Source organism: Nocardia sp. NPDC058666, from assembly GCF_042714895.1.
Classification (GTDB): domain Bacteria; phylum Actinomycetota; class Actinomycetes; order Mycobacteriales; family Mycobacteriaceae; genus Nocardia.
Genome location: NZ_JBHXRY010000013.1, coordinates 83,184 through 105,019 on the forward strand (window position 1 = coordinate 83,184; position 21,836 = coordinate 105,019).

General features: G+C 65.8%; 22 protein-coding genes. 7 read left to right on the forward strand and 15 right to left on the reverse strand.

Annotation, left to right across the window (positions count from 1 at the left end; genetic code table 11):
- Positions 1 to 392: 392 nt before the first annotated feature.
- The 3 genes from ACFWVD_RS23640 to ACFWVD_RS23650 all read right to left on the reverse strand — a co-directional run bounded on the left by ACFWVD_RS23640 (position 393) and on the right by ACFWVD_RS23650 (position 5,000).
- Positions 393 to 3,764, reverse strand: coding sequence for an arabinosyltransferase domain-containing protein (locus ACFWVD_RS23640; RefSeq protein ID WP_379246216.1), 3,372 nt, complete (start codon positions 3,762 to 3,764; stop codon positions 393 to 395).
- Positions 3,765 to 3,815: 51 nt separating this feature from the next.
- A complete protein-coding gene (locus tag ACFWVD_RS23645) occupies positions 3,816 to 4,328 on the reverse strand; it encodes a hypothetical protein (RefSeq protein ID WP_379246218.1) in 513 nt (170 codons plus the stop codon).
- Positions 4,329 to 4,544: 216 nt separating this feature from the next.
- Positions 4,545 to 5,000, reverse strand: a complete 456-nt coding sequence (locus tag ACFWVD_RS23650; RefSeq protein WP_379246220.1) for a hypothetical protein — start codon at positions 4,998 to 5,000, stop codon at positions 4,545 to 4,547.
- Positions 5,001 to 5,302: 302 nt separating this feature from the next.
- On the opposite strand from ACFWVD_RS23650, the gene ACFWVD_RS23655 reads away from it, so the two are divergent.
- Positions 5,303 to 5,557, forward strand: a complete 255-nt coding sequence (locus tag ACFWVD_RS23655; RefSeq protein WP_379246222.1) for an AbrB/MazE/SpoVT family DNA-binding domain-containing protein — start codon at positions 5,303 to 5,305, stop codon at positions 5,555 to 5,557.
- Positions 5,554 to 5,988, forward strand: a complete 435-nt coding sequence (locus tag ACFWVD_RS23660) for a PIN domain-containing protein (RefSeq protein WP_379246224.1) — start codon at positions 5,554 to 5,556, stop codon at positions 5,986 to 5,988. Before ACFWVD_RS23655 ends, ACFWVD_RS23660 begins: the two co-directional genes overlap by 4 nt.
- A 21-nt stretch (positions 5,989 to 6,009) precedes the next feature.
- On the opposite strand, the gene ACFWVD_RS23665 is transcribed toward ACFWVD_RS23660, so the two are convergent.
- From ACFWVD_RS23665 to ACFWVD_RS23690, 6 genes are all read right to left on the reverse strand, one after another.
- A complete protein-coding gene (locus ACFWVD_RS23665; RefSeq protein ID WP_379246226.1) occupies positions 6,010 to 7,914 on the reverse strand; it encodes a galactan 5-O-arabinofuranosyltransferase in 1,905 nt (634 codons plus the stop codon).
- A gap of 91 nt (positions 7,915 to 8,005) precedes the next feature.
- Positions 8,006 to 8,440, reverse strand: coding sequence for a type II toxin-antitoxin system VapC family toxin (locus tag ACFWVD_RS23670; RefSeq protein WP_379246228.1), 435 nt, complete (start codon positions 8,438 to 8,440; stop codon positions 8,006 to 8,008).
- Complete coding sequence (locus tag ACFWVD_RS23675; RefSeq protein ID WP_379246229.1) at positions 8,437 to 8,679, reverse strand: hypothetical protein; 243 nt, start codon at positions 8,677 to 8,679, stop codon at positions 8,437 to 8,439. Before ACFWVD_RS23675 ends, ACFWVD_RS23670 begins: the two co-directional genes overlap by 4 nt.
- Before the next feature lie 4 nt (positions 8,680 to 8,683).
- Positions 8,684 to 8,875, reverse strand: coding sequence for a type II toxin-antitoxin system VapB family antitoxin (locus tag ACFWVD_RS23680; RefSeq protein WP_379246230.1), 192 nt, complete (start codon positions 8,873 to 8,875; stop codon positions 8,684 to 8,686).
- An 80-nt stretch (positions 8,876 to 8,955) separates the two neighbouring features.
- On the reverse strand, positions 8,956 to 9,735 hold the full coding sequence (locus ACFWVD_RS23685; protein WP_379246231.1) for a decaprenylphospho-beta-D-erythro-pentofuranosid-2-ulose 2-reductase: 780 nt from the start codon (positions 9,733 to 9,735) through the stop codon (positions 8,956 to 8,958).
- The gene (locus tag ACFWVD_RS23690; protein WP_379246362.1) at positions 9,732 to 11,147 is read right to left on the reverse strand and encodes an FAD-binding protein; all 1,416 of its coding nucleotides are present in this window, start codon (positions 11,145 to 11,147) and stop codon (positions 9,732 to 9,734) included. The genes ACFWVD_RS23685 and ACFWVD_RS23690 overlap by 4 nt, the downstream gene beginning before the upstream one ends.
- 68 nt (positions 11,148 to 11,215) lie before the next feature.
- Here ACFWVD_RS23690 and ACFWVD_RS23695 point away from each other — a divergent pair, with 68 nt between their 5' ends.
- Positions 11,216 to 11,671 carry a GtrA family protein gene (locus ACFWVD_RS23695; protein WP_379246232.1) on the forward strand — a complete coding sequence of 152 codons (456 nt, stop codon included), beginning with the start codon at positions 11,216 to 11,218 and terminating at the stop codon, positions 11,669 to 11,671.
- A 1-nt stretch (position 11,672) separates the two neighbouring features.
- On the opposite strand, the gene ACFWVD_RS23700 is transcribed toward ACFWVD_RS23695, so the two are convergent.
- From ACFWVD_RS23700 to ACFWVD_RS23710, 3 genes are all read right to left on the reverse strand, one after another.
- Positions 11,673 to 12,299, reverse strand: coding sequence for a pyridoxamine 5'-phosphate oxidase family protein (locus ACFWVD_RS23700; RefSeq protein WP_379246233.1), 627 nt, complete (start codon positions 12,297 to 12,299; stop codon positions 11,673 to 11,675).
- Between the two features lie 157 nt (positions 12,300 to 12,456).
- Positions 12,457 to 14,610 carry a molybdopterin oxidoreductase family protein gene (locus ACFWVD_RS23705; RefSeq protein ID WP_379246234.1) on the reverse strand — a complete coding sequence of 718 codons (2,154 nt, stop codon included), beginning with the start codon at positions 14,608 to 14,610 and terminating at the stop codon, positions 12,457 to 12,459.
- 98 nt (positions 14,611 to 14,708) lie between these two features.
- A complete protein-coding gene (locus tag ACFWVD_RS23710) occupies positions 14,709 to 15,203 on the reverse strand; it encodes a hypothetical protein (protein ID WP_379246235.1) in 495 nt (164 codons plus the stop codon).
- A gap of 241 nt (positions 15,204 to 15,444) precedes the next feature.
- On the opposite strand from ACFWVD_RS23710, the gene ACFWVD_RS23715 reads away from it, so the two are divergent.
- Positions 15,445 to 16,041, forward strand: coding sequence for a DUF4282 domain-containing protein (locus ACFWVD_RS23715; protein ID WP_379246237.1), 597 nt, complete (start codon positions 15,445 to 15,447; stop codon positions 16,039 to 16,041).
- Between the two features lie 123 nt (positions 16,042 to 16,164).
- Positions 16,165 to 17,010: a helix-turn-helix domain-containing protein gene (locus ACFWVD_RS23720; protein ID WP_379246239.1), complete on the forward strand. Its 846-nt coding sequence runs from the start codon at positions 16,165 to 16,167 to the stop codon at positions 17,008 to 17,010.
- Here the strand turns inward: ACFWVD_RS23720 and ACFWVD_RS23725 are convergent.
- Positions 16,994 to 17,416: a MarR family winged helix-turn-helix transcriptional regulator gene (locus ACFWVD_RS23725; RefSeq protein ID WP_379246241.1), complete on the reverse strand. Its 423-nt coding sequence runs from the start codon at positions 17,414 to 17,416 to the stop codon at positions 16,994 to 16,996. The genes ACFWVD_RS23720 and ACFWVD_RS23725 overlap by 17 nt on opposite strands.
- 85 nt (positions 17,417 to 17,501) lie before the next feature.
- On the opposite strand from ACFWVD_RS23725, the gene ACFWVD_RS23730 reads away from it, so the two are divergent.
- Positions 17,502 to 18,977 carry an MFS transporter gene (locus tag ACFWVD_RS23730; RefSeq protein WP_379246243.1) on the forward strand — a complete coding sequence of 492 codons (1,476 nt, stop codon included), beginning with the start codon at positions 17,502 to 17,504 and terminating at the stop codon, positions 18,975 to 18,977.
- A gap of 42 nt (positions 18,978 to 19,019) precedes the next feature.
- Here the strand turns inward: ACFWVD_RS23730 and ACFWVD_RS23735 are convergent, their stop codons facing one another.
- Both ACFWVD_RS23735 and rfbA read right to left on the reverse strand, forming a co-directional pair.
- Positions 19,020 to 19,571, reverse strand: a complete 552-nt coding sequence (locus ACFWVD_RS23735; RefSeq protein WP_379246244.1) for a dTDP-4-dehydrorhamnose 3,5-epimerase family protein — start codon at positions 19,569 to 19,571, stop codon at positions 19,020 to 19,022.
- Between the two features lie 3 nt (positions 19,572 to 19,574).
- Positions 19,575 to 20,450 (reverse strand): glucose-1-phosphate thymidylyltransferase RfbA, encoded by an 876-nt coding sequence (gene rfbA / locus ACFWVD_RS23740; RefSeq protein ID WP_379246246.1) that lies wholly within the window; start codon positions 20,448 to 20,450, stop codon positions 19,575 to 19,577.
- Positions 20,451 to 20,693: 243 nt separating this feature from the next.
- Here rfbA and ACFWVD_RS23745 point away from each other — a divergent pair, with 243 nt between their 5' ends.
- Positions 20,694 to 21,737, forward strand: a complete 1,044-nt coding sequence (locus ACFWVD_RS23745) for an alpha/beta hydrolase (RefSeq protein ID WP_379246248.1) — start codon at positions 20,694 to 20,696, stop codon at positions 21,735 to 21,737.
- Positions 21,738 to 21,836 lie beyond the last annotated feature (99 nt).

Below are 21,836 nucleotides of genomic sequence, written 5' to 3' on the forward strand. Positions count from 1 at the left end.
AAAAGGCGCGGACCACGTATGTGGTTCGCGCCTTTTAGGTTGTGTGGGGACCAGGAGTCAGACGTTGAGCATGCGACGGTTGAGATCGCGTCGTAATACCTCTTGTGAAGGCAGTCTTCCCAGTACCCGCATTATGGCCGGTCGTAGTTCTTGCTTCTCGTCCTCGCTGAGCAAGTCGACGAGATCTCGTAGATCCATGTCATCGAAGGCTCCTGTCATACCCACCAGCGTACGTGCTCAAACGTGCAGGTGCAGGTCCTTTACGCTGTCATTTACAGGTGTTTCACGTAAGCGAAACCCTAACGGGGACTGAGCGTTTGGTAAGCGTCACACACAAGTGCGTGCCACTGCCCTTGCGCTGCCACAGTCCTACTCGCCAGTAGCCGCCGGACCTACTGTGCCCGAATCGCCGGTTCCTTCGCGCGACCCGACTGGTTCACCACCTCGACGGAGATTTCGGCGGGCGGAGCGGGCTGAAAGGGCGTGAACCGCTCCAGCGAGCCCCAATCACGGCCGAGATCGTGATCGAGATATGTCGGGACAGTCTCAGCCTTCAACAGCAGATTTGTCCACCCCAGCGGTCCGCCGCCGATATCGTCCTGCCAGGCATTGGACGCGTCCGAACCGACCCGGTCGGGCAGGATCCGCCATTGCGGGGCCTCCGCGACGCCGTCGTGATGCTCGAACGGGCGCTGGCAGGGGAAGGCCAGGCCCACGTGCCAGTCCAGCAGCACGGGGTCGGTGCGACCGACCACCGAGTCGAGAGTGACCAGGCGCGGCAGGCGCGGGGGCGTGACGGCCAGCCACTGCTTGCCGGTGATGTCGTTGTCGGCGGCGACCAGGCGCACCGCGTTCACCCCGTCGGGCAGCTGATCCAGCGGCACGCGCAGGTTGCGCCACGACGGCGCGGGCCCGATATCCATCGGCGCGACCGAGCCGGTCACCTGCACGGAACCGTCGGCGGCGCGGGTGCCGTATTCCAGGCGCAGGTCCTGGCCGTAGTGCACGACGCCGTCGGTGTCCACGTACCGGATCCGTCCGGCCGCGGTGATCACCAGGGCCTGGTAGGCGGGATCGTGGCGCATGCTGTCGACGAGGTCGTAGCGGTACCACTGGGAAGTCAGCTTCGCCTGCTGCTGCACGCCGTCCTGGAACGAGCCCAGTACGGGCGTGCGGGCGGGGTCCAGGCCGAACGGGAGCGCGACGGTGCTGCCGTTGATGCCGGGTTCGACGGTGGTGCCGCCGCCCGTGCCCGCGCCGGTGGTTTTGGTGGTCTTGTTGGCGGAATCGTTGTCCACGGAGTTGGCGCCGCCGACCACGGTTTCGTCGGCGTCGGCGGTGAGGTCGGCGGCTACTCCGTTGGGGGAGAAGCCTGTCGACTCGGCGTTCAATCCGTCGGCGGGGGAGCCGTCATAGGGCGCGAGCAGTGAATCGGGTGTATTCGCCTCCACCAGAACGCTATTCGCCATCGCGCACGTATTGCCTTGCAGCGAACTGATATTCGACTTCGCGATGGAGTAGGCCGGGTACTGGGTGATCGCACCCTTGGCCATGGACGCCACTTCGAACAGCACGAGCAGCGCGGCCGCGATGGTCAGCGGCATCGTGGCGAAACGATCGAAACGACCTGTGTCCGAAGGGGTTCGGTATGGGGCGCGCAGGTGGAAATACAGCGCGACCAGCAGGGCCAGGATGCTGAGTCCGAGGAACAGCGTGGAGACACCCTTGCCCGCCAGCATCGGCGCCTTGTCCCAGAACGGGACGCCGAAACTGGACACGTACCACCAGCCGTTGGAGCCGGTGAACGTCATCGCGAGCAGGAACAGCACCGCCGCCGCGAACAACGCGCGATTGCGTGGGGCCTTGATTCCGTTGGTGCCCACCGCAACCGCGGCCAACGCTGCCAGCGAACCCGCCAGACCCGCGTAGACGCCGAAGTGGTGGGTCCACTTGGTCGGCGTCCACATCATCAGGAACAGTGCCGCGAACACGATGCCCAGGATGCGCACCGACGGGCCGCGCGCGGTGCCGGGGATGCGACCCTTGCGCAACACCTGCAGGATGCACACGAGTAGGCACAGCAGCATCACCAGCACGCCGAAACGGCGGGCCAGGGAGCCGTCGGGGGACAGCATGAACAGGGAGTCCCAGCGGGTGCGTTCGTCGAACCAGGCGACGTTCGGGCCGACCAGGGTGCGGACTCGGGTTGCCTCCATGACGGTGGACAGCGTCTGGTCGGCGAAGACGATGATGAGCACGAGGGTGCCTGATGCGAGGCCGGGGGCCAGTAGGGCGGCGTAGCGGAATATCTTGGTGCGCAACGACAATCGTGGTGCGCTCACCGCCGTGCTATCCGAGCTAGCTGCCCGCCCCGGCTTCGCGGCGTCGACTTCGGTTATCGGTCGGTCGTCCGCGGGGTCGACTTCACTGTCCGCCGCGATCCGGCGCGGACGCAGACCCTGTGCCCGTTTGATGATGATCTGCATGACCGGCCGCGTGCCCGCGATCATCGCCGCGATACAGATCAGACCGGTCGGCCCCGCTGCCAGCGAGAACGCGGCAACCAGGATCGCCAAGGCGGCAGGCAACAGCCGCGCCGTGGCGATGGCGCGTTCGATGAGGCACCACGTCAGCAGCGCCCCCGCCGCGATCAACGGTTCGGGACGAAGCCCGTTGTCATAGGGCAGCCAGAACGCGAGGAACACCAGCCCGGCCGTCCACAACGCCACCTTGTCGCGTCGCACACGAGCCCCCAGGCGCGGCAACACTTCTCGACTGATCACCGCCCAGCACACCAACCCCGCGGCCAGCGCGGGCAGTCGCATCCACGGGCTGGCGTCGGAGATCTTCGTCATCCAGGCCAGCACCTCGTACGACCAGCCGAACGGCGCCTCGGGCACCCCGAACCAGCGGTAGTAGTTGGCCATGTACCCCGACGGTCCCGACGCGCGCGCCATGTTCAGGATGTAGCCGTCGTCAGAAGTGTTGGCGCCGATCACATGCCAGACCAGCAGCGTCCCGACCACCACCACGTCGGTCGGGGTGATCCGCCACCAGTGCCGGGGCAGGAAGCGGCGGGCGCGACGACCGTCGGAGGTGTCGAGCAGGTGCAGCGCGATCAGCGCGAGCAGCGTGAAGACCCCGGCGCCGATCATCGCCGCCAGTTTCAGCGTGGTCGGGGTGGAGGTGAAGCGGGAGTCGATGTCGGCGTGCAGCCGGGCGCCGGTCAGTGCCGTCGCGGGCAGGTCGGTGTACACGCCCACGATCTGCGGCCGCTTGTCGACGGTGACGGTGTTGCGGAAGGGTGTGCCGTCCTTGCGCGCCGCCCCGACGAACTCGACGGTCGTGGCTTCGATGGTCGACACGATGCTGATCCGCTCGCACCCGCCGATCTCCGCGATCGGCGCCGACAGCATCGGCACATCGCGCGCCTGCACGCCCACCACGCCGTCGCGCACGGTGACGCTCAACCCGCGATCGACCTTGCCGGAAGCGACCGGGATGGTCGTGAGCAGGGTGGTGGTCTCCGCGCCGGGCAGGCCGCTCAACATCGTGCACGGCAGCTGCGCGTCCAGCCGCTGCGGCACATACGACACCAGCGGCGCTTCGACACTGGCGGCGCCGACTTGCGGCCAGTCCAGGCTCGCGCGGTCCTGGCGCACCGGCAACAGCGGTGTGAGCAGGGCGAGCACGAACCCGAGCAGCCCGCAGACGAGGGCGATCAGGCGGTATCGGGGCAACGCGCGTTCAGATCGGTCCGGCACGGGAGTTGATGCTATCCATCGAACCTGTGCGTGGGTGGGCGCCGCCCGCGACTAGCCGGTTTTGCGAGCCGCCCATTCCATCTGCGAGCGGGCCCAGTCGGGGATTTCGGCGTCGGGCCGCGGGTAGGCGGCGAACTCGGCGGTCAGGTCGTCGGCCGAGACTTCCGGCATCCAGTCCGCGACGGTGCCGGTGGAGTAGTTGGTCTTGTACCGGGTGGGTCCGGCGATGAAGATCTCCGCCGACAGCCACGCACCGGTGTCGGCGCTGTACGACATGCGCTTGTGATCGGTGAGGTACTCGAGCACCTCGGCGGGCGGCATCAGGTTGGTGACCGTTCCGTCCCGCTCTTTGATCTGCACTCCGGCGACCAGCTGTTCGCCGACCTGCATCGACCACAGCAGCGCGAACTTCTGTCCCGGCGACAGCATCGCGATGGTGGTGTCGATGACTACCCGCTCGATCGCGCCCAGCGATTCCAGCTGTTCGCGAGCTTGCGGTTCACGGCCGAGGCGTTGCTGGCGTGTGAGTAAAAGATCGATCCGCTCCGGTCTGCTGAGCGTCATAGCTATACCTCTGCATCCGTACCGATCAGCGCTACCAAAAACTGATTTCGGTCGGCCGAACTTTCCAACATTTCGCAGCGTACCCGCCACGCGACACCGACCGCGCGGTTTGTAGACCCTGACCGCACATATTGTGGTCTATCGGGCATCCGCACACCAGTGGCTATCGGGTGTCCATCGACACACGGTTAGCGAGGTCACCCAGTGGGTACCTGGTCAGGCCGCTGACGCACGCAAAGCGAACCAGCCCTCGCGCGGATCGGCGAACCCGTGATAAACCAGCGGAATGCGCTGATCGATCGCGAAATACCGGTACACCGCCTCCATCGCCTGCCGAATCGAATGCGCCTGGAAATCGTCGATCCGCCGCACCCCGATCCGCCGTTCGGGCAGCATCGCCAACCGCGTCATTTCCTCGGGATCATCTACGTCCAGACCCCACGGCTCGTCGATGAGATGGTCGTGCAGCACCTCCCGCGCCGCGGGCGGATCATGCACCGGCCCCGAAAACGCCACCCGCTGCGCGCGAGCCAACCCCCGCGTATCCAACGGCAACGTCGCGGCTTCGATCAGATCGATCAAGCCGATATCCGGCGCGGGAATCCGCCCCGCGACCGGCGCCTGCTCGAGCAAATGCATCATCTGCCCCCCGCTGACCAGCGGTTCGGGCACCACGAAGAAACTGATGCTCGGGCAAGAACAATCGAGACCGGTAAGACACACCCTCGTGTGCAACGGATCGGACATGAGTCCTCCTCCGGTAGCGGGTCGCCGGGACCCGTGACGTGCAGGATCAGGTTTCCTACGCCATCCGCCGAGGGCCAACGCGCCCCACCGGCGACGACCGTGCCGCACCCGTCAGTGTAGTGCCGTCCAGTGGGATGAACACCCGCTTCCGGCACGGATAGGAAACGATCCGACGGCCGGGTTGGTCGCGCTATCCTTACTTTTATACCTAGGTAAGGAGATTTGAGATGGATGCACTGGCTCGTCTGACGTCCAAGGGGCAGCTCACCGTCCCCAAGGCGGTACGCGAAGCGTTGGAGTTACATACCGGCGACAACGTGCACTTCCGGGTAGAGGGCAATGTCGTTGTGCTCGCCAAAACGCCCGACTTGCTCGACCTCGCCGGCAGTGTGCCGGTTCCGCCGCAGGTTCGCGGTCGGACCTGGGAGGAAATCCAAGAAACCGCCTGGACACAGCAGTGGCGGGAGGGTCAGGATTCGTGACCGTCTACCTGGATACCAACATCCTGGTCCGGCACTTCACGCAGGATCCGCCGGAGATGGGCAGGCGCGCGACCGCCATGCTCGCGCGGTCCGAAGAGTTCTACCTACCGGACTTGATCGTGGCAGAAACGGTGTACGTGCTGCAGAGCGTCTACCGGGTGCCCAGGCCCGAGGTGGCCGCACTGACACGGGCAATCATCGGCTCCCGCAACATCTCTACCGACGACCCAGCCGTACTGATCAGGGCTGTCGACGTCTACGAACACCATCGACTGTCGTTCGCCGATGCATATCTTGTCGCCCTCGCTGAGGCCGATCCCGGTTCGGCAATCGGGTCATTCGACAAGGGGATCAGCAAGGTGGGGACAGTACGACGCGTCGAGTCAGGGGAAGACGGGTCGTTTCCTGGAGCCACCGAGGGTGCTTCCTGATCCGTGGCCTTCGGACCTCGATCAGCGGCGGACTGTGATCAGGGTGAAGGGGCCTATTGGGGTGGGGGTGAAGGTGGGGTCGATGAACAGGGATTTGGGGAAGGTGACTGTGTAGCGCTTGACGTTGGGGTCGTTGGGGTAGACGTCTTCGGCTAGGCGCAGGGTGTAGTTGTCGCCGTCGGTGCGGAAGAGGAAGGCGTCGGGGGATCGCCAGGGGGACTTGGTGAGGGCTTCGACCAGGGCGGGGGAGTTGGGGAGTTTGCTCCAGGCGGCGATGGTTTCGGCTCGGGCTTTGAAGTCCGACAGGGGGTTGGCGTAGTGGGAGGTCAGGGCTTGGAAGCCCCAGTAGGGGTAGAAGGCGAGGAAGCTGGTGTCGGCGGTGAGGACTACGGATTCGTCTCGGGGACGGCCGGTTTGGGCTTGGAGGGCCGCGTCGATTTCTCGGTAGTGGGTTACCGCGGAGGGTTTGCGTTGGTCGGCTCGTTCGCCGTTGCCGTCGGTGTCGGTGTAGGCGGTGTCGATTTCGTGGGTGAGGACGGTGGGGATGGTTTGGGCGAAGGCCAGTGCGCCGAGGACTGCGATTGCTGCCGCCGCGGTGCGCATGGGGGCGGGTTCGTTCAAGGCTTGGTAGATCGCGGTCGCGCCTTCGACGAAGCCGAAAACGCCTGCGGCAGCCAGCAATGCGAGCAGGACTGGTTCGAGTCGGAAGGACAGCAGGGTGGTGCCTGCTGCGGTCGCTGCCATCGAGAGCAGGGTCCACAGGTAGATCGAGACGACGCCGATGCCCAATGCTTGTGCGCGCCTGGAAGATCCGGCTCGGACTACCAACCACAGCACGCCGATCATGCACAGGGCGCCGCGCAGGGAGAACTCCAGCATGGGGAATGCCAGCTGGGCCCCCGACTCGGGCAGGTAGTGGAATGCGTTGCCGGACGGCATCTTTGCGCCGGACAGCATCTTCAGCAGATACGGGGTCCACACGACGAGGGCGAGCACGATGGCGATGCCACCGATCGCCACCACCTTCACCAGCGGAGCAACGCCGGCCCGCCACACCCGTCGTCCGTCTCGCTGCGCCTGAACAGCAAGACCAGCCGCCACGACAGCCATGATCACCACGGTGAACGCCGCGATCGCCAGATACAGCGTGTAAAAACAAGCCGCGACCCCGAGGAACACCCCGGTCCCCAGCACCGCACCCCACCCCCCGGACCGCCGATGCAACGCCCCCCACGCCAACACCAACACCGGCGGAATGAACACGATCAACACCGCGCCATAAGCCTCCGGCGAGGCATAAGCCAAGGTCATCGCAGTAACCGCGGCAGCAGCCCCCACCGCCATGTCCGCGCGAACCAACTGCATCCACAACACCAATGCCACCGCGGCGGCAACAGCGAGCAGCCCGATCGCGTACGGCTTGAACACTTCCCAGCCGTCCATGCCGAGCACATTCCCCACCCGCCCGCCGATCCAGAACCACCCGGCCGGATAGAACGGCGGCAGATCCACATAGGTCATGTCGCGCAGGGCGGCGCTGTCGGTGAGCCGCGTCAGATATTCGGTCCGAAATTCCTGATCCACCGAAACACCGAACAGATACAACTTCGTCGCCGCTAGAGGCATCCCGAGCGTGACGGTGACAAAACTCGAAATCCCCACCCAGGAAAGCAGTTTCGCGACCCAAGGCCACTTCCGCGCCCGAATCAAAACGACCGAAACCACCAGCAGCGCAACCGAAACAACCTGCCCGACAGTGGTCAAAGCCCGAGTCACATTGGAGGAGTTGAACGCAGGCCACTGCACCGCCGAAAACGCGAACAGCCCCACCGAGGCAACCACCAACGCCACAAAGGCGGCAGCAACCCCTTCCCCGACCCCCACCAGAACCCGGCGCCCCGCCCGCACCCCATCATCGGTCGTCATCGGCGCGCAATCCTCCGGTTCCACTGTGCTCCACGGTCCGGGCCAGCCTAGTGGAGCCCACGCGAGGCGGTTGCGGTCGAACCGCAGACTGTCAGCGTTGGCGTGCCAGTTGGGACTCTGCCGGAACCAGTTCGAAGGCGCTGCAATGGTTGGGCACTACCTGACGGAAATGCCGATGGTCCAACGTGGCGATCTTGTTGACCATTAGCCGCTCGGCAACGGCGACGACGGATGCGTCAGCAGCACCGAGCGGAAAGCCACGATACTGGATCACAAGGTCGGCAATTCGCCGATAGTCATCGAGCGTGTGGGATTCCACTCGGAGTTCGCCGACCGCGATCGAGCGAAGGAAGTTTGCCTCTGATGCTGGATCGACCCTGCCGAGCATGTAGCACACCTCGGTCACGATCATCGCGGGAACGATCAGCGGCCCCGGCTCGGTGGTAAGCACCTCGAGGCAGACCTCGTAGTCGACGTCACGCTTGTTGGCGACTGCCAAGAGCGGCCCGGTATCGCAGACGATCACGATCCTCCGCCGAGCTCGCGGCGGAGGACTTCCTGCGACGTCGAGGCGAAGTCGGGTTCGGCCTCTATCGATCCGGCGAAGGACAAATGCCGGCGGGGAAGCGGCCGTTCGGCAGCCACATCTGAGGGCTCATGGCTGGTCACAAGTCGCAGCACTACCGGCCGAAGATCTCGCTGCTCCGCCTCGGTCAGATAGCGGACGAGATCCTGCAGGGGCATGTCATCGAACGCTGCGGTCATCCACTCAGGGTACCGTCAGCCGTCGGAGTCGACCGGGCTTATAGGGGTTGGCACGCAGTTCGAGAGCCGCGCGACCGTGCGTTTCGTTGTATTCGGTCAGGGCGGCGGCTACTGCGGCCGATTCGGTTGGGTGGCCCCCGAGCTGCATTGCTTCGGCAAGGACCGTTTCGTCGATCTCGATGTGCATCGCGGACATGCGGACCTCCCTCGACCTGGTCGGAAACGCGAACTGCCGCATCATCCTAGGACGATGCGGCAGTCGTGAGCGGCGAACGATCAGATCGGCAGCTTGCGGAAGATCGGGCGCGGCACGTGGCGCAGGGCCGACATCAGGAAGCGGGCCTCGCCCGGCGCCCAGACGATCTCGGTGCCCTTCTCGGACGCGGCGACGGCGAGCCGAGCCACGTCTTCCGGGTCGACGGTGAGAGGGGCTTCCTTGGAGCCGGTGGCTTCCCAGTGCGCCTTGGTCGCGGACGTGCGCACCTGCATCGGGCGGATGACGGTGACGCGGGCGCCGAAGGGGCGAAGGGCTTCGCCCAGGCCCAGGTAGAAGCCGTCCAGGCCCGCCTTGGTGGAGCCGTAGACGAAGTTGGAGCGGCGCACGCGCTCGCCGGCGACCGACGACATCACCAGGATGCGGCCGTGGCCCTGGGCCTTGAACTTGTCGCCGACCAGCACGCCCACGGACACGCCCGCGGTGTAGTTGATGCCGACGGTCATGACCGCCTTGCGCTGGTCCTGCCACAGTTCCTCGGCGTCGCCGAGCACACCGAACGCCACGATCGCGACGTCGACGTCACCGGCGGCGAACGCGGCGTCCACGACCTTGGGGTGCGATTCGGTATCCAGGGCGTCGAAGTCGATGACGTCGACCTCGCTCGCACCGGCGGCCTTCACGGTGCTCACGGCCTGCTCGAGCAGCGGATCGCCGGGCAGGTTCGCCAGGATCACTCGTGCGGGGCCCTTGGCCAGGTACTCGGCCACGATCGCGAGACCGATCTCGGAGGTGCCACCGAAGAGCAGGATGGTCTGCGGGTTGCCAACTGCGTTGATCACTGGAGTTCCAGCCTCCTGGCCATATCGGACATGAACACACCGGTCGGGTCGACGCTGCGGCGGACCTTGATCCACTCGTCGATCCGCGGGTACATCTTGTGGAAGGTCTCGGCGGAGGTGCGCGAGTCCTTGGCGGTGTACAGACGGCCGCCGAATTCGAGCACGCGTCGGTCCAGATCGGTGACGAACTCGTTGAGTCCGGGCGAGATCGGGAAGTCGACGCAGATGTTCCAGCCCGCCATCGGGAAGCTCAGCGGCGCCTGGTTGCCCTCGCCGAACAGCTTGAACACGTTGAGGAACGAGTAGAAACCCGAGCGCTGGATGTCGATGATGATGCGTTTGAACTCGTCGACCGACTCCGGCGGCACCACGAACTGGTACTGCAGGAAACCGTTGGAGCCGTAGCCACGGTTCCATTCGCCCATCATGTCCAGCGGGTGGTAGAACGCGGTCAGGCTCTGCGCCTTGCCGCGGTAGGTGCCGGACTTGCGGTACCAGATCTCACCGATCGGGCCGAACGTGTACTTGTTGGCCAGGCCGTTGGGGAACACGTCGGGCAGCGTGAAGAAGGTCTTGCCGTTGAACCGCAGCGGGTCCTTCTGCAGCTTCTTGGGCAGCTGGTCGACCTTGGCCAGGTTGCCGCGCGAGATCGCCGCGCGACCCAGGTTGGGCAGCGGGCTGATGGCGTCGAACCAGGCCGAGCTGTATTCGTACTTGTCCTCGGAACCGTCGCTGTGGAAGGCGATGGTCTCGTCGAGGGTGGAGGTGACGTCGCCGTCGGCGATGAAGTACGCCGTTTCGGTGGGGGTCATCTCCACGGTGGCGCGCAGGATGATGCCGGTCAGGCCGCAGCCGCCGATGGTCGCCCAGAACAGTTCGGGGTCGGACTCGGCGGTGATCGTGCGGACCACGCCGTCGGCGGTGAGCAGGTCCATCGAGCGCACGTGGTTGCCGAAGCTGCCCGCGCTGTGATGGTTCTTGCCGTGGATATCGGAGCCGATGGCCCCGCCGATGGTGACCTGGCGGGTGCCCGGCAGCACCGGAACCCACAGGCCGAACGGCAGCGCGGCTTTCATCAGCTGGTCGAGGTCGACGCCGCCGTCCACGTCGACGAGGCGGGTGGCCGCGTCGATGCTGTGGATCTTGTTCAGCGCGGGCATGTCGACGACGAGGCCACCCGCGTTTTGCGAGTTGTCCCCGTACGAGCGGCCCAGGCCACGCGCGATCACGCCGCGTCGCAGATGCGCCGGCTTGGAGTCGTTGTCCTGCGCGACCATGCGCACGGCCTTGACGATCAGTTCCGGATCGCTGGTCGAGAGCACTTCGGCGGACGTGGGTGCGGTGCGACCCCAACCGGTGAGCTTGCGCGTGCGCGTGGGTAGCGCGAACGCCTCGTCGTTGGTGGTCGAAATCTTCTCAGACATCGGCTAAGAGGCTACATGCATGGCACGACAGTGCGCCGGTCTCGTACTCTTCTCACGTGCAAGCCCAACCGCATCTGCCGCTGCCCGCCGAGATTCCCCTGGTCGACGAGCCCGGTGGAACCGATGTCGACCTCAAGACGCAGATCGTGCGGTTCACGCTGACCGGCGGCTTTTCCGCGATCGTGGATTTCGGCCTGCTGACGTTGCTGTCGAACGTGTTGGGCTTGCCGGAGATCTTGGCGAAGGTGATCAGTTTCATCGCGGGCACGACCACCGCGTACCTGATCAACCGCCGTTGGACGTTCAAAGCGGAGCCCAGCAGGTCGCGGTTCATCGCGGTCGTGGCCCTGTACGCGGTGACGTTCGCGGTGCAGGTGGGCATCTACGCGCTGCTGTTCTTCGCGTTGGATGACAAGTGGTGGCGTCAGCCGGTGGCCTTCGTGATCGCGCAGGGCACCGCGACGGTGATCAATTTCATCGTGCAGCGGGTCGTGATCTTCAAGATCAAGTAGGTCAGCTGGCCTCGGCCACAGCCGGTGCGCGTTTGCCCGCCTTGACGCCGAAGTAGTCCCCGCCCTTGGCGCGCACGTTGTCGGTGCCCCATTCCCGTTGATCCCGCGCGACCGGCACCATCTGCGGAATGTGCTTGCGGCAGTGGATATAAGCCTCTTCGACGTCGACGACCACCCACACCTGCGCGGTCCGACCGCGCGCGGGCGCGGGCAGATCGGTGACGGTGTCGCGCAGCTCGCTGTCGGCGACCATGCGCGCTTTCCCGTTGATGTGCAGCCCGATGAGGTCGCGCACGAAGTCGATCATCAGGATCCCCACGTGCGGGTTCTCGAGCACATTGCCCAGGCTCGCCATGACCCCGTTGCCCCGATATTCGGGGTACGCGACGGTGCGGTCGTCGATCACGTGCAGAAATCCCGGCGTGCCGGCCCGGAAGCTGGAGTCGCATTCGCCGTGCGAGTCGGAGGTGGCGATGAAGGCCATGTCCATGCGCGCGACGAAGTCGATCATCGTGGGGTTGAGGTAGTCGATCACCTGGTCGTCGTAGAACCGTTCGGCCCGGTCAGCAGTGCCTAACGTGTCCTGTAGCTCGTGCTCTCCATCGCTGCCGACGAGATTTTCGGGCATCAGGACCCCTTCGCTAGCCGTACCGGTGGATGCGGGCTTCGCAATGAAACCCCCGCTGTGACCGCAATCTCATTCAGTCTAGGGGACTCTCACCGATAGTGGGGCGTGTCCATTGTTGCGAATGGGGTGAAAGGTGCGTTTGCGCAACAGCTTCGGGTCAGGCGGGACCCACTGTCACCGGCACCCCGTTGAACACCGCCGTCCCCGACACCGCGTCGACCACCGAATCATCGGTCAGCACATTGGCATTCACTCCGGGATGTGCCGACGCGACCGACTGGGTGGTGCTGGCCGCGTGCCCCCAACCGTGCGGCAGGCTCACCACGCCGGGCATGATCGTCGGCGTCAGTTCGATCGGCACGGTCAATGAGCCGGCCGCCGAGGTGATCTGGGCCTGTTCGCCCAGGCCCAGGCGGGTCGCGTCGTCGGGATGAACCAGCAGCGTGCAGCGGTTGGAGCCGCCGACCAGTCCTTCCACGTTGTGCATCCAGCTGTTGTTCGAACGCAACTGCCTGCGCCCGATCAGCACCATCGCGGGCGCGGTACTGGCCAGCCCCTCTCGCAGGCGCGTGACGTCCGCGAGCAGCTGCGGCGGTGCCAGTTCGACCATTTTCGACGCGGTCCGAAGAACCCCCGGCAACCGCGGTTGCAAGGCTCCGAGGTCGACGCCGTGCGGGCTATCGAGAAGGGTTTTCAGGCTGAGTGAGCCGTCATTCCAAGCACCGTACGGCCCGAGCTTGAGCATCAGATCAAGACGCTGTTCAGTCGTATCGGCCCCGGTCAGCTCGTCGCGCCGCTCACTCATCCCGGCCTTGTGCAAGGTCCCCGCGATCACGAGCTCGTCGATCACATTGATCGGACTCGCCTCCCCCGTGCCCGCGTGCGGCTGCCCACTCACCGCCGCTGCCAGCCGGGCGATCACCGCCGCTTCCGACGGCCGGTCACCCAGCGCGACCAGCGGCGGCGAGTACCGCGCGTAGTTGCGCACCGCGAACTGCAGCAGCGCGAAGTCGAAGTGCGGCGATTGCACCGAGCGCGGCGGCGGCAGGATCACGTTCGCGTGCCGGGTGGTCTCGTTGACGTACCGATCGACACTGACCATGAACTCGAGCCCGGCCAACCCCTTGTCCAGCCGTGCCCCGCTGGGCGCGGACAGCACCGGGTTACCGGCCACCGTCACCAGCGCGCGGATCTGCCCTTCACCTGGTGTTTCGATCTCGTCGGCCAGTGTCGCGACGGGCAGCTCACCCATCGCCTCGGGCAGTTTGCGCACCCGGCTGACCCAGCGACCCAGCCGGAACGGCCTGCTGCGAGCCACCCCGCCGGCGGCCGCGTTGGCGAACATCGCGCCGCCGGGGGAGTCGAGGTTGCCGGTGAGCGTGTTGACGACGTCGACCAGCCACTGCGTGAGCGTGCCGAACTCGGCGGTGCAGGTGCCGATCCGCGCGTAGACGGCGGCGGAAGGCGCGGCAGACAGCTCGCGGGCGAGTATGCGAATGGTGTCGGCGGCGATACCGGTGCGCGCGGCCACCGCTTCCGGCGCGAAGTCCGCAGCCGCTGCCCGCAGCTCGTCCAGCCCGGCGACCTCGACCCGCACGTCGGTCAAACCCTCGTCGAACAGTGTGTGCACGATCCCGAACAGCAGGTACGCGTCCGAGCCCGGCTGGATGAACAGGTGCTGGTCGGCGATCGCGGCGGTCCTGGTCGCACGCGGATCTACCACCACCAGCTTGCCGCCGCGCGCCTTCAACGCCTTCAAGCGCCCCGGAAAATCGGGCGCGGTACACAGCGACCCGTTGGATTCGAGTGGATTGGCACCGAGCATGAGCAGGAAATCGGTGCGGTCGAGATCGGGCACCGGCACGGTGAGCGGATCGCCGAACATCAACCCGGCCGCGACCTGCTTGGGCATCTGATCGGCGGTGCTGGCGCTGTACAGGTGTCTGGTACTCATCGCGCGGATCAGCGCGGGCAGGTACAGCGTGCCCGCGACGGTGTGCACATTGGGATTGCCCAGGTACAGCGCGGTCGAACTGGACGGAATGTCGGCGAACGCGGCCGCGATCAGCTCGAAGGCCTCGTCCCAACTCGCCTCACGAAACCCGTCACCGTCGCGGATCAGCGGCGTGCTGACCAGGTCGGGATCGTCGTCGAGCTTGCCGAAGCTGGCACCCTTCGGGCAGAGGAAGCCCTTGCTGAACGGGTCGTCGCGGTCGCCACGCACCGACACCACCCGATCCGCGTCGTCGAGCGTGACGGTCAGACCACAAACAGCCTCACACAGCGGACAGGTTCGAAGCAGCGAGCGCATCCCTCATGCTTACGCCCACTGACGTCCGGAAACGCCGAAAACCCGCGAACTGCGACGTCGGGGAGGCGTCGCGTTTCGCGGGTTCGGGAAGTTCGGGCTCAGCTGGCCAGGGTCAGCTTGCGCTTGCCGCTGCTCTGGCCCTTGCGGGACAGCGCCGAGCGAACAGCCGCACCCAGCGCCACGACCGGCGGGATCCAGCGGGCTTCGGTGGGCGCGACGCCCCAGGAAGCCGAACCGGCGGCCAGCTGGGTGGGCGGCAGCGGGATGCTGGCACCGTCGGTGTGCACGAGCACGCCGGCCTCACGCATGGCGGCGATCGCCATGGCGGCCTTGCGCACGCCGGTGACCAGGTGGATCTCGCGACGCTCGGTACCCGGGATCTCGATCACGGGGCCGGACAGGTTGTTGGCGCGCAGGAAGCGACGGACCTCGCCGGCGATCTCACCGGTGATCTCGATGGCCGAGACCTCGTCGTCGGTGATCAGGCACAGGCCGTTGGTGGTTTCGGCGACCGTCCAGCCACGCGCGGCGTACTCCTGCGCGGCGGCACCCTTGTCGGCCGCCGTAGTGGTGGTCGGAAACGTCGTGCGCACTGTGTTCTCCATTCCCCGAGCTCTTGTTCTGCGTTCATGGGCCCGATGATCTGTCCTCGTGGGCCCTGAAGCTGTCGTTGCTGCGTTCATGGGCGTATCGGCGCGGGGTGGCCGACTTGTTACGCCGTTCTCGAAAAATATTCGTCAGTGTCTGCTTCGTCTCAGTTGTGCAACCTTCGCTATCGCAGGTACGGCGTCGCGCGGGTTGGCGTGTCGGTGGAAAGGGCGGCAGGATTCGGGCATGACCGAAGTGCCTGGAACGCCGGAATCGACCGAGGAGGTCGCCGAGGAGTTCGAAGCCGAATCACGTTGGCTGTCTTGGAAAGAGACCGATCGGAAGCGTTCGGCGTCACGATCGGACGCCGAGGAAGAAGATACGTACGCCGCGGCTCTGGCGCGCGACGCGGGGTTCGAAGAGCCGTTCCGCAGTACCGGTTCGGCCAAACAGTGGGCCGCCGAAGCGGGTCGTTCGCTGCTGGATGTGCAGTTCCGCAGGCCCGCTACCAGGACTTTGTTGCCGTTGGCCTACGTGTTGGGCGTGGTGTCGTTCGGGATCGGCGCACCGATCGCGTTCACGGTGTTGATGTGGAAAGCCTCTGCGCTGCTTGGTGTGCTCGCCGCGCTGGTGGCGGTGCCGTTGGGCCTGACGATCGCGGCCTCGGTGCGCCTGATGCTCGAATTCGCCGACAACGCAGCCAGGTTGGCCGGACGCGTGGAGCACATCAGCGAACTGGCCGACGGTCTGTTCCAGGCGCTGTCGGATGTGGCCGAACCGGTGAACCAGCTGTCGGAAGACGTTCGCGCCGTCCAGTTCTGGCGGTTCAGAAAGAAAAAGTAGGTCTCGCGCGGTGTCCGATTCATTGTGAAACAATCCGTACGCAGATCCGACGATATGTCGGCTGGTTAGGGCGGTCTCCGAAAGTTATGAGGGAGACCGATGTTTCGGATACAGGGGGGAAGTATGGCTTCACCACAGGGCGTCACCGGTTCGACCATGCCGCGCAGGCAGCTGGGCAGGCACTTACGTGACCTGCGCAATCGTGCGCGGATGACCACGAGAACCGCTGCATCGCAACTGGAATGGTCGGAAGCGAAGATCTGGCGGATCGAAACGGGGCAGACGTCGTTGCGCAGCCTCGACGTCGAAGCCATGTGCAAGGTGTACGGCGCGCCGACCGATCTGGTCGAACCGCTGGCCGCCTTGGCTCGGGAAACCAAGGCCAGGGGTTGGTGGACGAGCTACGGCGACGTGATCGCGGAGGGCTTCGAGGTCTATATCGGCCTCGAGGAAGCCGCTTCGGAGCTGTCCGTCTATGAGGACGGCCTGATCCCGGCGCTGCTGCAAACGCAGGAGTACGCGAAAGCCCTTCTCGAGCAGACCATTCCGGAGCTGACCGAGTCGGAGCTGGAACGCAGGCTGGCGGTACTGGCCGCCAGGCAGGCCCTGATCGCCAGGACCGATTCACCGTTGCACCTGCATGTCGTTCTCGCCGAGTCGGTGCTCACCCGCCGCATCGGTGACGACCGCGTGCGGGCAGGTCAGCTGGCTCGATTGAAAGAGCTGGCCGAGCGTGAAACGGTGAATATCGATGTGGTTCCGGCGGATTCGGGCTATCACGCCGGTCTCGAGTCGGGCCGGTTCGTGATCCTGGAGTTCGGGGTCGACGATTCGGTGGATCGACCGGAGCCGCCGGTGGTCTACGTCGAAACCTTCGCGGGCAGCACGTATTTGGACAAGCCCGCGGAGTTCGAGCGGTACCGCGACGCGTTCGTCGACATCACCGCGGCCGCTACGGGCAAGCTGTAGGGCTGTTCCACGAGCCGGCGAGCACCGAACGGTGGGTGGGCAGGGCTGCGTCGTAGACCTGCCTGCCCTTGTCGGTGAGCTGCACGAAGATGGCGCGGCGGTCGAGATCGCACATGCTGCGTTCCACCAGGCCGTCGCGTTCGAGCCTGGCCACGGCGCGGGACAGCGCGCTTTGGCTGAGGTAGATGTCGTGCGCCAGCTCCGTCATGCGGTACTTCTGACAGGCCGCGTCGACCAGGCGGTCCAGCGTTTCGAATTCGCTGAGGCCGATCTGATGGTCGTTCTGTAGCGCCTTCTCCAGCGCACAACTCACCGCGGCATGTCTGCCGAGGAGTTCACGCCACTGACCGACCAGCTCGGACGGCGCTTCTTCGCGCCGAGCTGTGGTTTCGGCCGGGTTCAACATGGCCCCATCTTAGAGGTCCTAGCAACCTTATGCAACGTCATTTTATGTGTTGGCAATTAATGCGTGCGCATGTAATGTCCTCCGCATGACTTCGCCAGCAACGCTCTCGGCCGCAGATCAGGCGACCGATCCCACCAGATGGCCCCTCCGCCTGTGGGGCATGCTGATCACCCTGTGCATCGTCCTGTTCCTCGACGGCCTCGACGTCTCGATGATCGGCGTGGCCCTGCCGTCCATCGGCGCCGAACTCGACCTCGACACCTCCACCCTGCAGTGGCTGGTCAGCGGCTACATCCTCGGCTACGGCGGCCTGCTGCTGCTGGGCGGACGCACCGCCGACCTGCTGGGCCGACGCAAGGTCTTCCTGATCGCGCTGGCGGTGTTCGCCGTCGCCTCGCTGGTCGGCGGCCTGGTCAGCGACCCCGCCCTGCTCATCGCGACCCGTTTCATCAAGGGCCTGGCCGCCGCGTTCACCGCGCCGACCGGCCTGTCGATCATCACCACCACGTTCGCCGAAGGAAAAGCGCGCAACAAGGCGCTGTCGATCTACACCGTGTTCGGTGCGGGCGGCTACTCCATGGGTCTGCTGTTCGGCGGCCTGATGACCGGCGTCGGCTGGCGCTGGACCTTCCTGCTGCCCGTCCCGATCGCCGTCGCCGCCCTGATCGCCGCGTTCGCGCTGGTGCCTCGCGACGGTAAGGCCGAAGAAGGCGGACACGATCTACTAGGTGCGCTGTTGTCCACTGCGGGCATGTTGCTGCTGGTCTACACCGTGGTCACCGCGCCCGAAGTGGGTTGGACCTCGGTGCGCACGCTGGGTTCGTTCCTCGCGGTGATCGCCCTGTTCGCCGCGTTCGTGATCACCGAGCAGCGCGTGCAGCACCCGCTGATCCGCCTGGGCATCCTGCGCAAGGCCTCGCTGCTGCGGGCCAGCCTGGCCATCATCGCGGTCGCCGGTTCGTACTTCTCCTGGCAGTTCATCGTGACCCTGTACATGCAGGACACCCTGGAATGGTCGGCGCTGAAGCTGGCGATGGCTCTGCTGCCGGTCGGCATCCTGGTGGTGGCGTCGGCGTTCTTCTCCGAGAAGCTGATCGACCGTTTCGGCACCGGGCCGGTCATCGCGGTCACCATGAGCGTGATGGCGATCGGCTACCTGCTGTTCCTGCGACTGGATACCGCCCCCGATTACTGGACCATGCTGCTGCCCGCGATCCTGTTGATCGGCATCGGCTGGGTCGGTTTCCCGGCGATCAACGTGCAGGCCACCAGCGGTATCGATGACGACGAGCAGGGTCTGGCGGCCGGTGTGCTGCAGACGTCGATGCAGGTCGGCGCGGCGATCGTGCTCGCGGTGACCACCGCCATCGTCACCTCCGGCGGGCACGGTCAGAGTGCCACTCCGCAGCAGATGCTGGATACCTACCGGCCGGGTCTGGAGTTCGCGGCGGGCGTCACCATTGTCGGTGCGCTGCTTGCCCTTACGGTGTTCCTGCCCCGGTTCCGCAAGCCGGTTGTGGATGGTCCTGTGGTCGAGGACAAGGTTCTCGAACCTGCCTGATAATGCTGAACGGCACCACCTTTCGCGGGTGGTGCCGTTTTGCTATGCCCGAAACTTCGGCGCGACTTCATCTTTCGCGGAGCGAACATAGGTGAGCGGGCGGCCGTCGCGGCCTTCGGTCGGCCAGTCGATCCCCAGCTGCGGATCGAAAGCGTCCATGTCCCTGTCGAATTCGGGGGAGTACTCGAGCGAACACAGGTACGTGACGGTCGAACGGTTCTCCAGCGACAGGATCGCGTGGCCGAGTCCCTCGGACAGGAACACCGAGCGGCGGTCCACGTCGTCGAGCAACACACTGTCCCAGCGCCCATAGGTCGGCGAGCCGGGCCGCAGGTCCACCACGACATCGAGGAACGCCCCGCGCACACAGGTCACATACTTGGCCTGACCGGGCGGATCGTCGGTGTAGTGGATCCCGCGCAGCACCCCTGCCGCCGAGACCGAGGTGTTCACCTGGTGCAGTGCGAAGGGGCGTCCGGTGGCCTTCTCGAACTCCGAGGCCTTGAACGATTCACAGAACATCCCGCGGTCGTCGCCGTGCAGGCGCGGGGTGACCACCCACGCACCGGGGATGGCCAGTTCACGAAACTCCATGCGCTACCAGTCTTTTCCGCGGTCGATCAGGTCGAGCAGGTAGCGGCCGTAGCCCGAACGCACCATCGGTTCGGCTAGCTTGCACAGCTGTTCGTCGGAGATCAGGCCGCGTCGCCAGGCCACTTCCTCTGGTACGCCGATCTTGAGGCCCTGACGTTCCTCGATGGTGCGCACGTAGTTGGCGGCGTCGAGCAGGGAGTCGAAGGTGCCGGTGTCCAGCCAGGCGGTGCCGCGGGCCAGGACGTCGACGCTGAGCCTGCCCTGTTCGAGGTAGACGCGGTTGATGTCGGTGATCTCGTACTCTCCGCGCGCCGACGGTTTCAGCTCGCGCGCGATCGCGACCACGTCGTTGTCGTAGAAGTACAGGCCGGGGATGGCGTGATTACTGCGCGGGACCTTCGGCTTCTCCTCGATGGAGATCGCGCGACCCTGTCTGTCGAACTCCACCACGCCGTAGGCGGTCGGGTCCTTCACCCAGTAGGCGAACACCGCCCCGCCGTCGATGTCGTGGAAGCGTTCCAGGCTGGTGCCCAGACCCGGGCCGTGGAAGATGTTGTCGCCCAGCACCAGCGCGGCCGGTTCGTTGCCGATGTGGTCGGCGCCGAGCACGAACGCGCAGGCCAGGCCGTCGGGCGTGTGCTGAACCACGTAGGTGATGTTCACGCCGAACTGACTGCCGTCGCCCAGCAGTCGGGCGAACGCGTCGGCGTCCTCCGGCGTGGTGATCACCAGAATGTCGTCGATACCTGCCAGCATGAGGGTGGACAGCGGGTAGTAGACCATGGGTTTGTCGTAGACCGGGACGAGCTGCTTGCTCACCCCGCGCGTGATCGGGTGCAGCCGTGAGCCGGTGCCGCCCGCCAAGATGATTCCGCGCATAGGTGGCAAGTCTGCCAGCTCGGTCCGCGACGGAGACGACGAGGTTCCGACACGTCGACGAATTGATCACGAAGGTTTCGCGACTGGGCGTGTCGGGCGATAACCAGTACAGACACGACGCTCATCTGATTAGGTGAGCGCCGATGTGTGAAACATCACTGTGTTAGATGTCAGCGTTGACATCCGCTCCGGGGGTTCGCCTGGTCAGGGGGTCGACGCGCCAGCTGCGAAGGTAGGTGCGCGATGGTCGCCACGAAGATCACCGGCGTGATGGGCGGGCTCGCGCCCGTGTCCTCGATCGGCAGCGCCCGCAGGCCCGAGCCCGGCATCGTCGTCAACGCGGGCGGCAACAGCACGTCCTCGCGGGTACTGATGGGCGCGTGCGTCGGCCTGATCGGGCCGCTGCTGCGCAACGTGCCCATCAACCGGGCCACGATCCCGGTAGGGGCTGTCGCGGTCGACCTGCTGTCGCGACTGCGCCCCGAACCGCACGGCATCGAACGCGAGCAGATCCAGCTCGGCGGATTCAAGATGGAAATGGTGCGACCCGCGGGCGGTTCCCGCGCGGTGCGGCACGGGGCGGTGCTGTACCTGCACGGCGGCGGATTCGCGGTGTGTGGGCTGCAGACGCACCGCGCGGTGGTGGCCGGGCTGGCCAGGCGCACCGGGCTGCCCGTGCTCAATGTGGAGTACCGGCAGCTGCCCGGTTCGATCGATGCCTCCATCGACGACTGTGTGCTCGCCTACCGCTGGCTGCTGCGGCACGGGGCCGATCCCGCGAAGATCGTGTTCGCCGGCGATTCCGCGGGCGGCTTCCTCACCTTCGCCACCGCAATCCGGGCTCGGGACATCGGGCTGCCGCTGCCTGCCGGGTTGGTGGGGTTGAGCCCGCTGCTCGACCTGGATTATCGGGCGAAGGAGGGGTACGTGAATGTTCGACGGGACGCGTACATCCCCTTGGCCGGTCTGGAAGCCGTTGTGCGGCTGGGTGCCGAGCACGAAGGCCCACTGGACCCGGCGCTGTCCCCGGTGAACGCCGACCTCGCCGGAATGCCCCCGGTCCTGCTCATCGCCGCCGAAGACGAACTACTGCGCTACGACTGCGAACTCATGGCCCACCGCCTCACCGCCGCGGGCGTACCCAACACCCTCGAGCTATGGCGGGGTCAGGTGCACGCGTTCATGAGCATCCTGCCGAGCATGCCGGAAAGCCGCTCGGCACTGGGACGGGTCGCGAAATTCGTTCGCACGGCGGTAGAACCGGCCCAACGGGCCCGCACGGCCTAGGCCACCGAACCGACTCGGACGGTCCTGATCGCGATCGGCCGAACGAGTCGACTCGGGTTTGGGGGCCTACGGAGACGTGGGCCCCTGGACCCTTGGCCC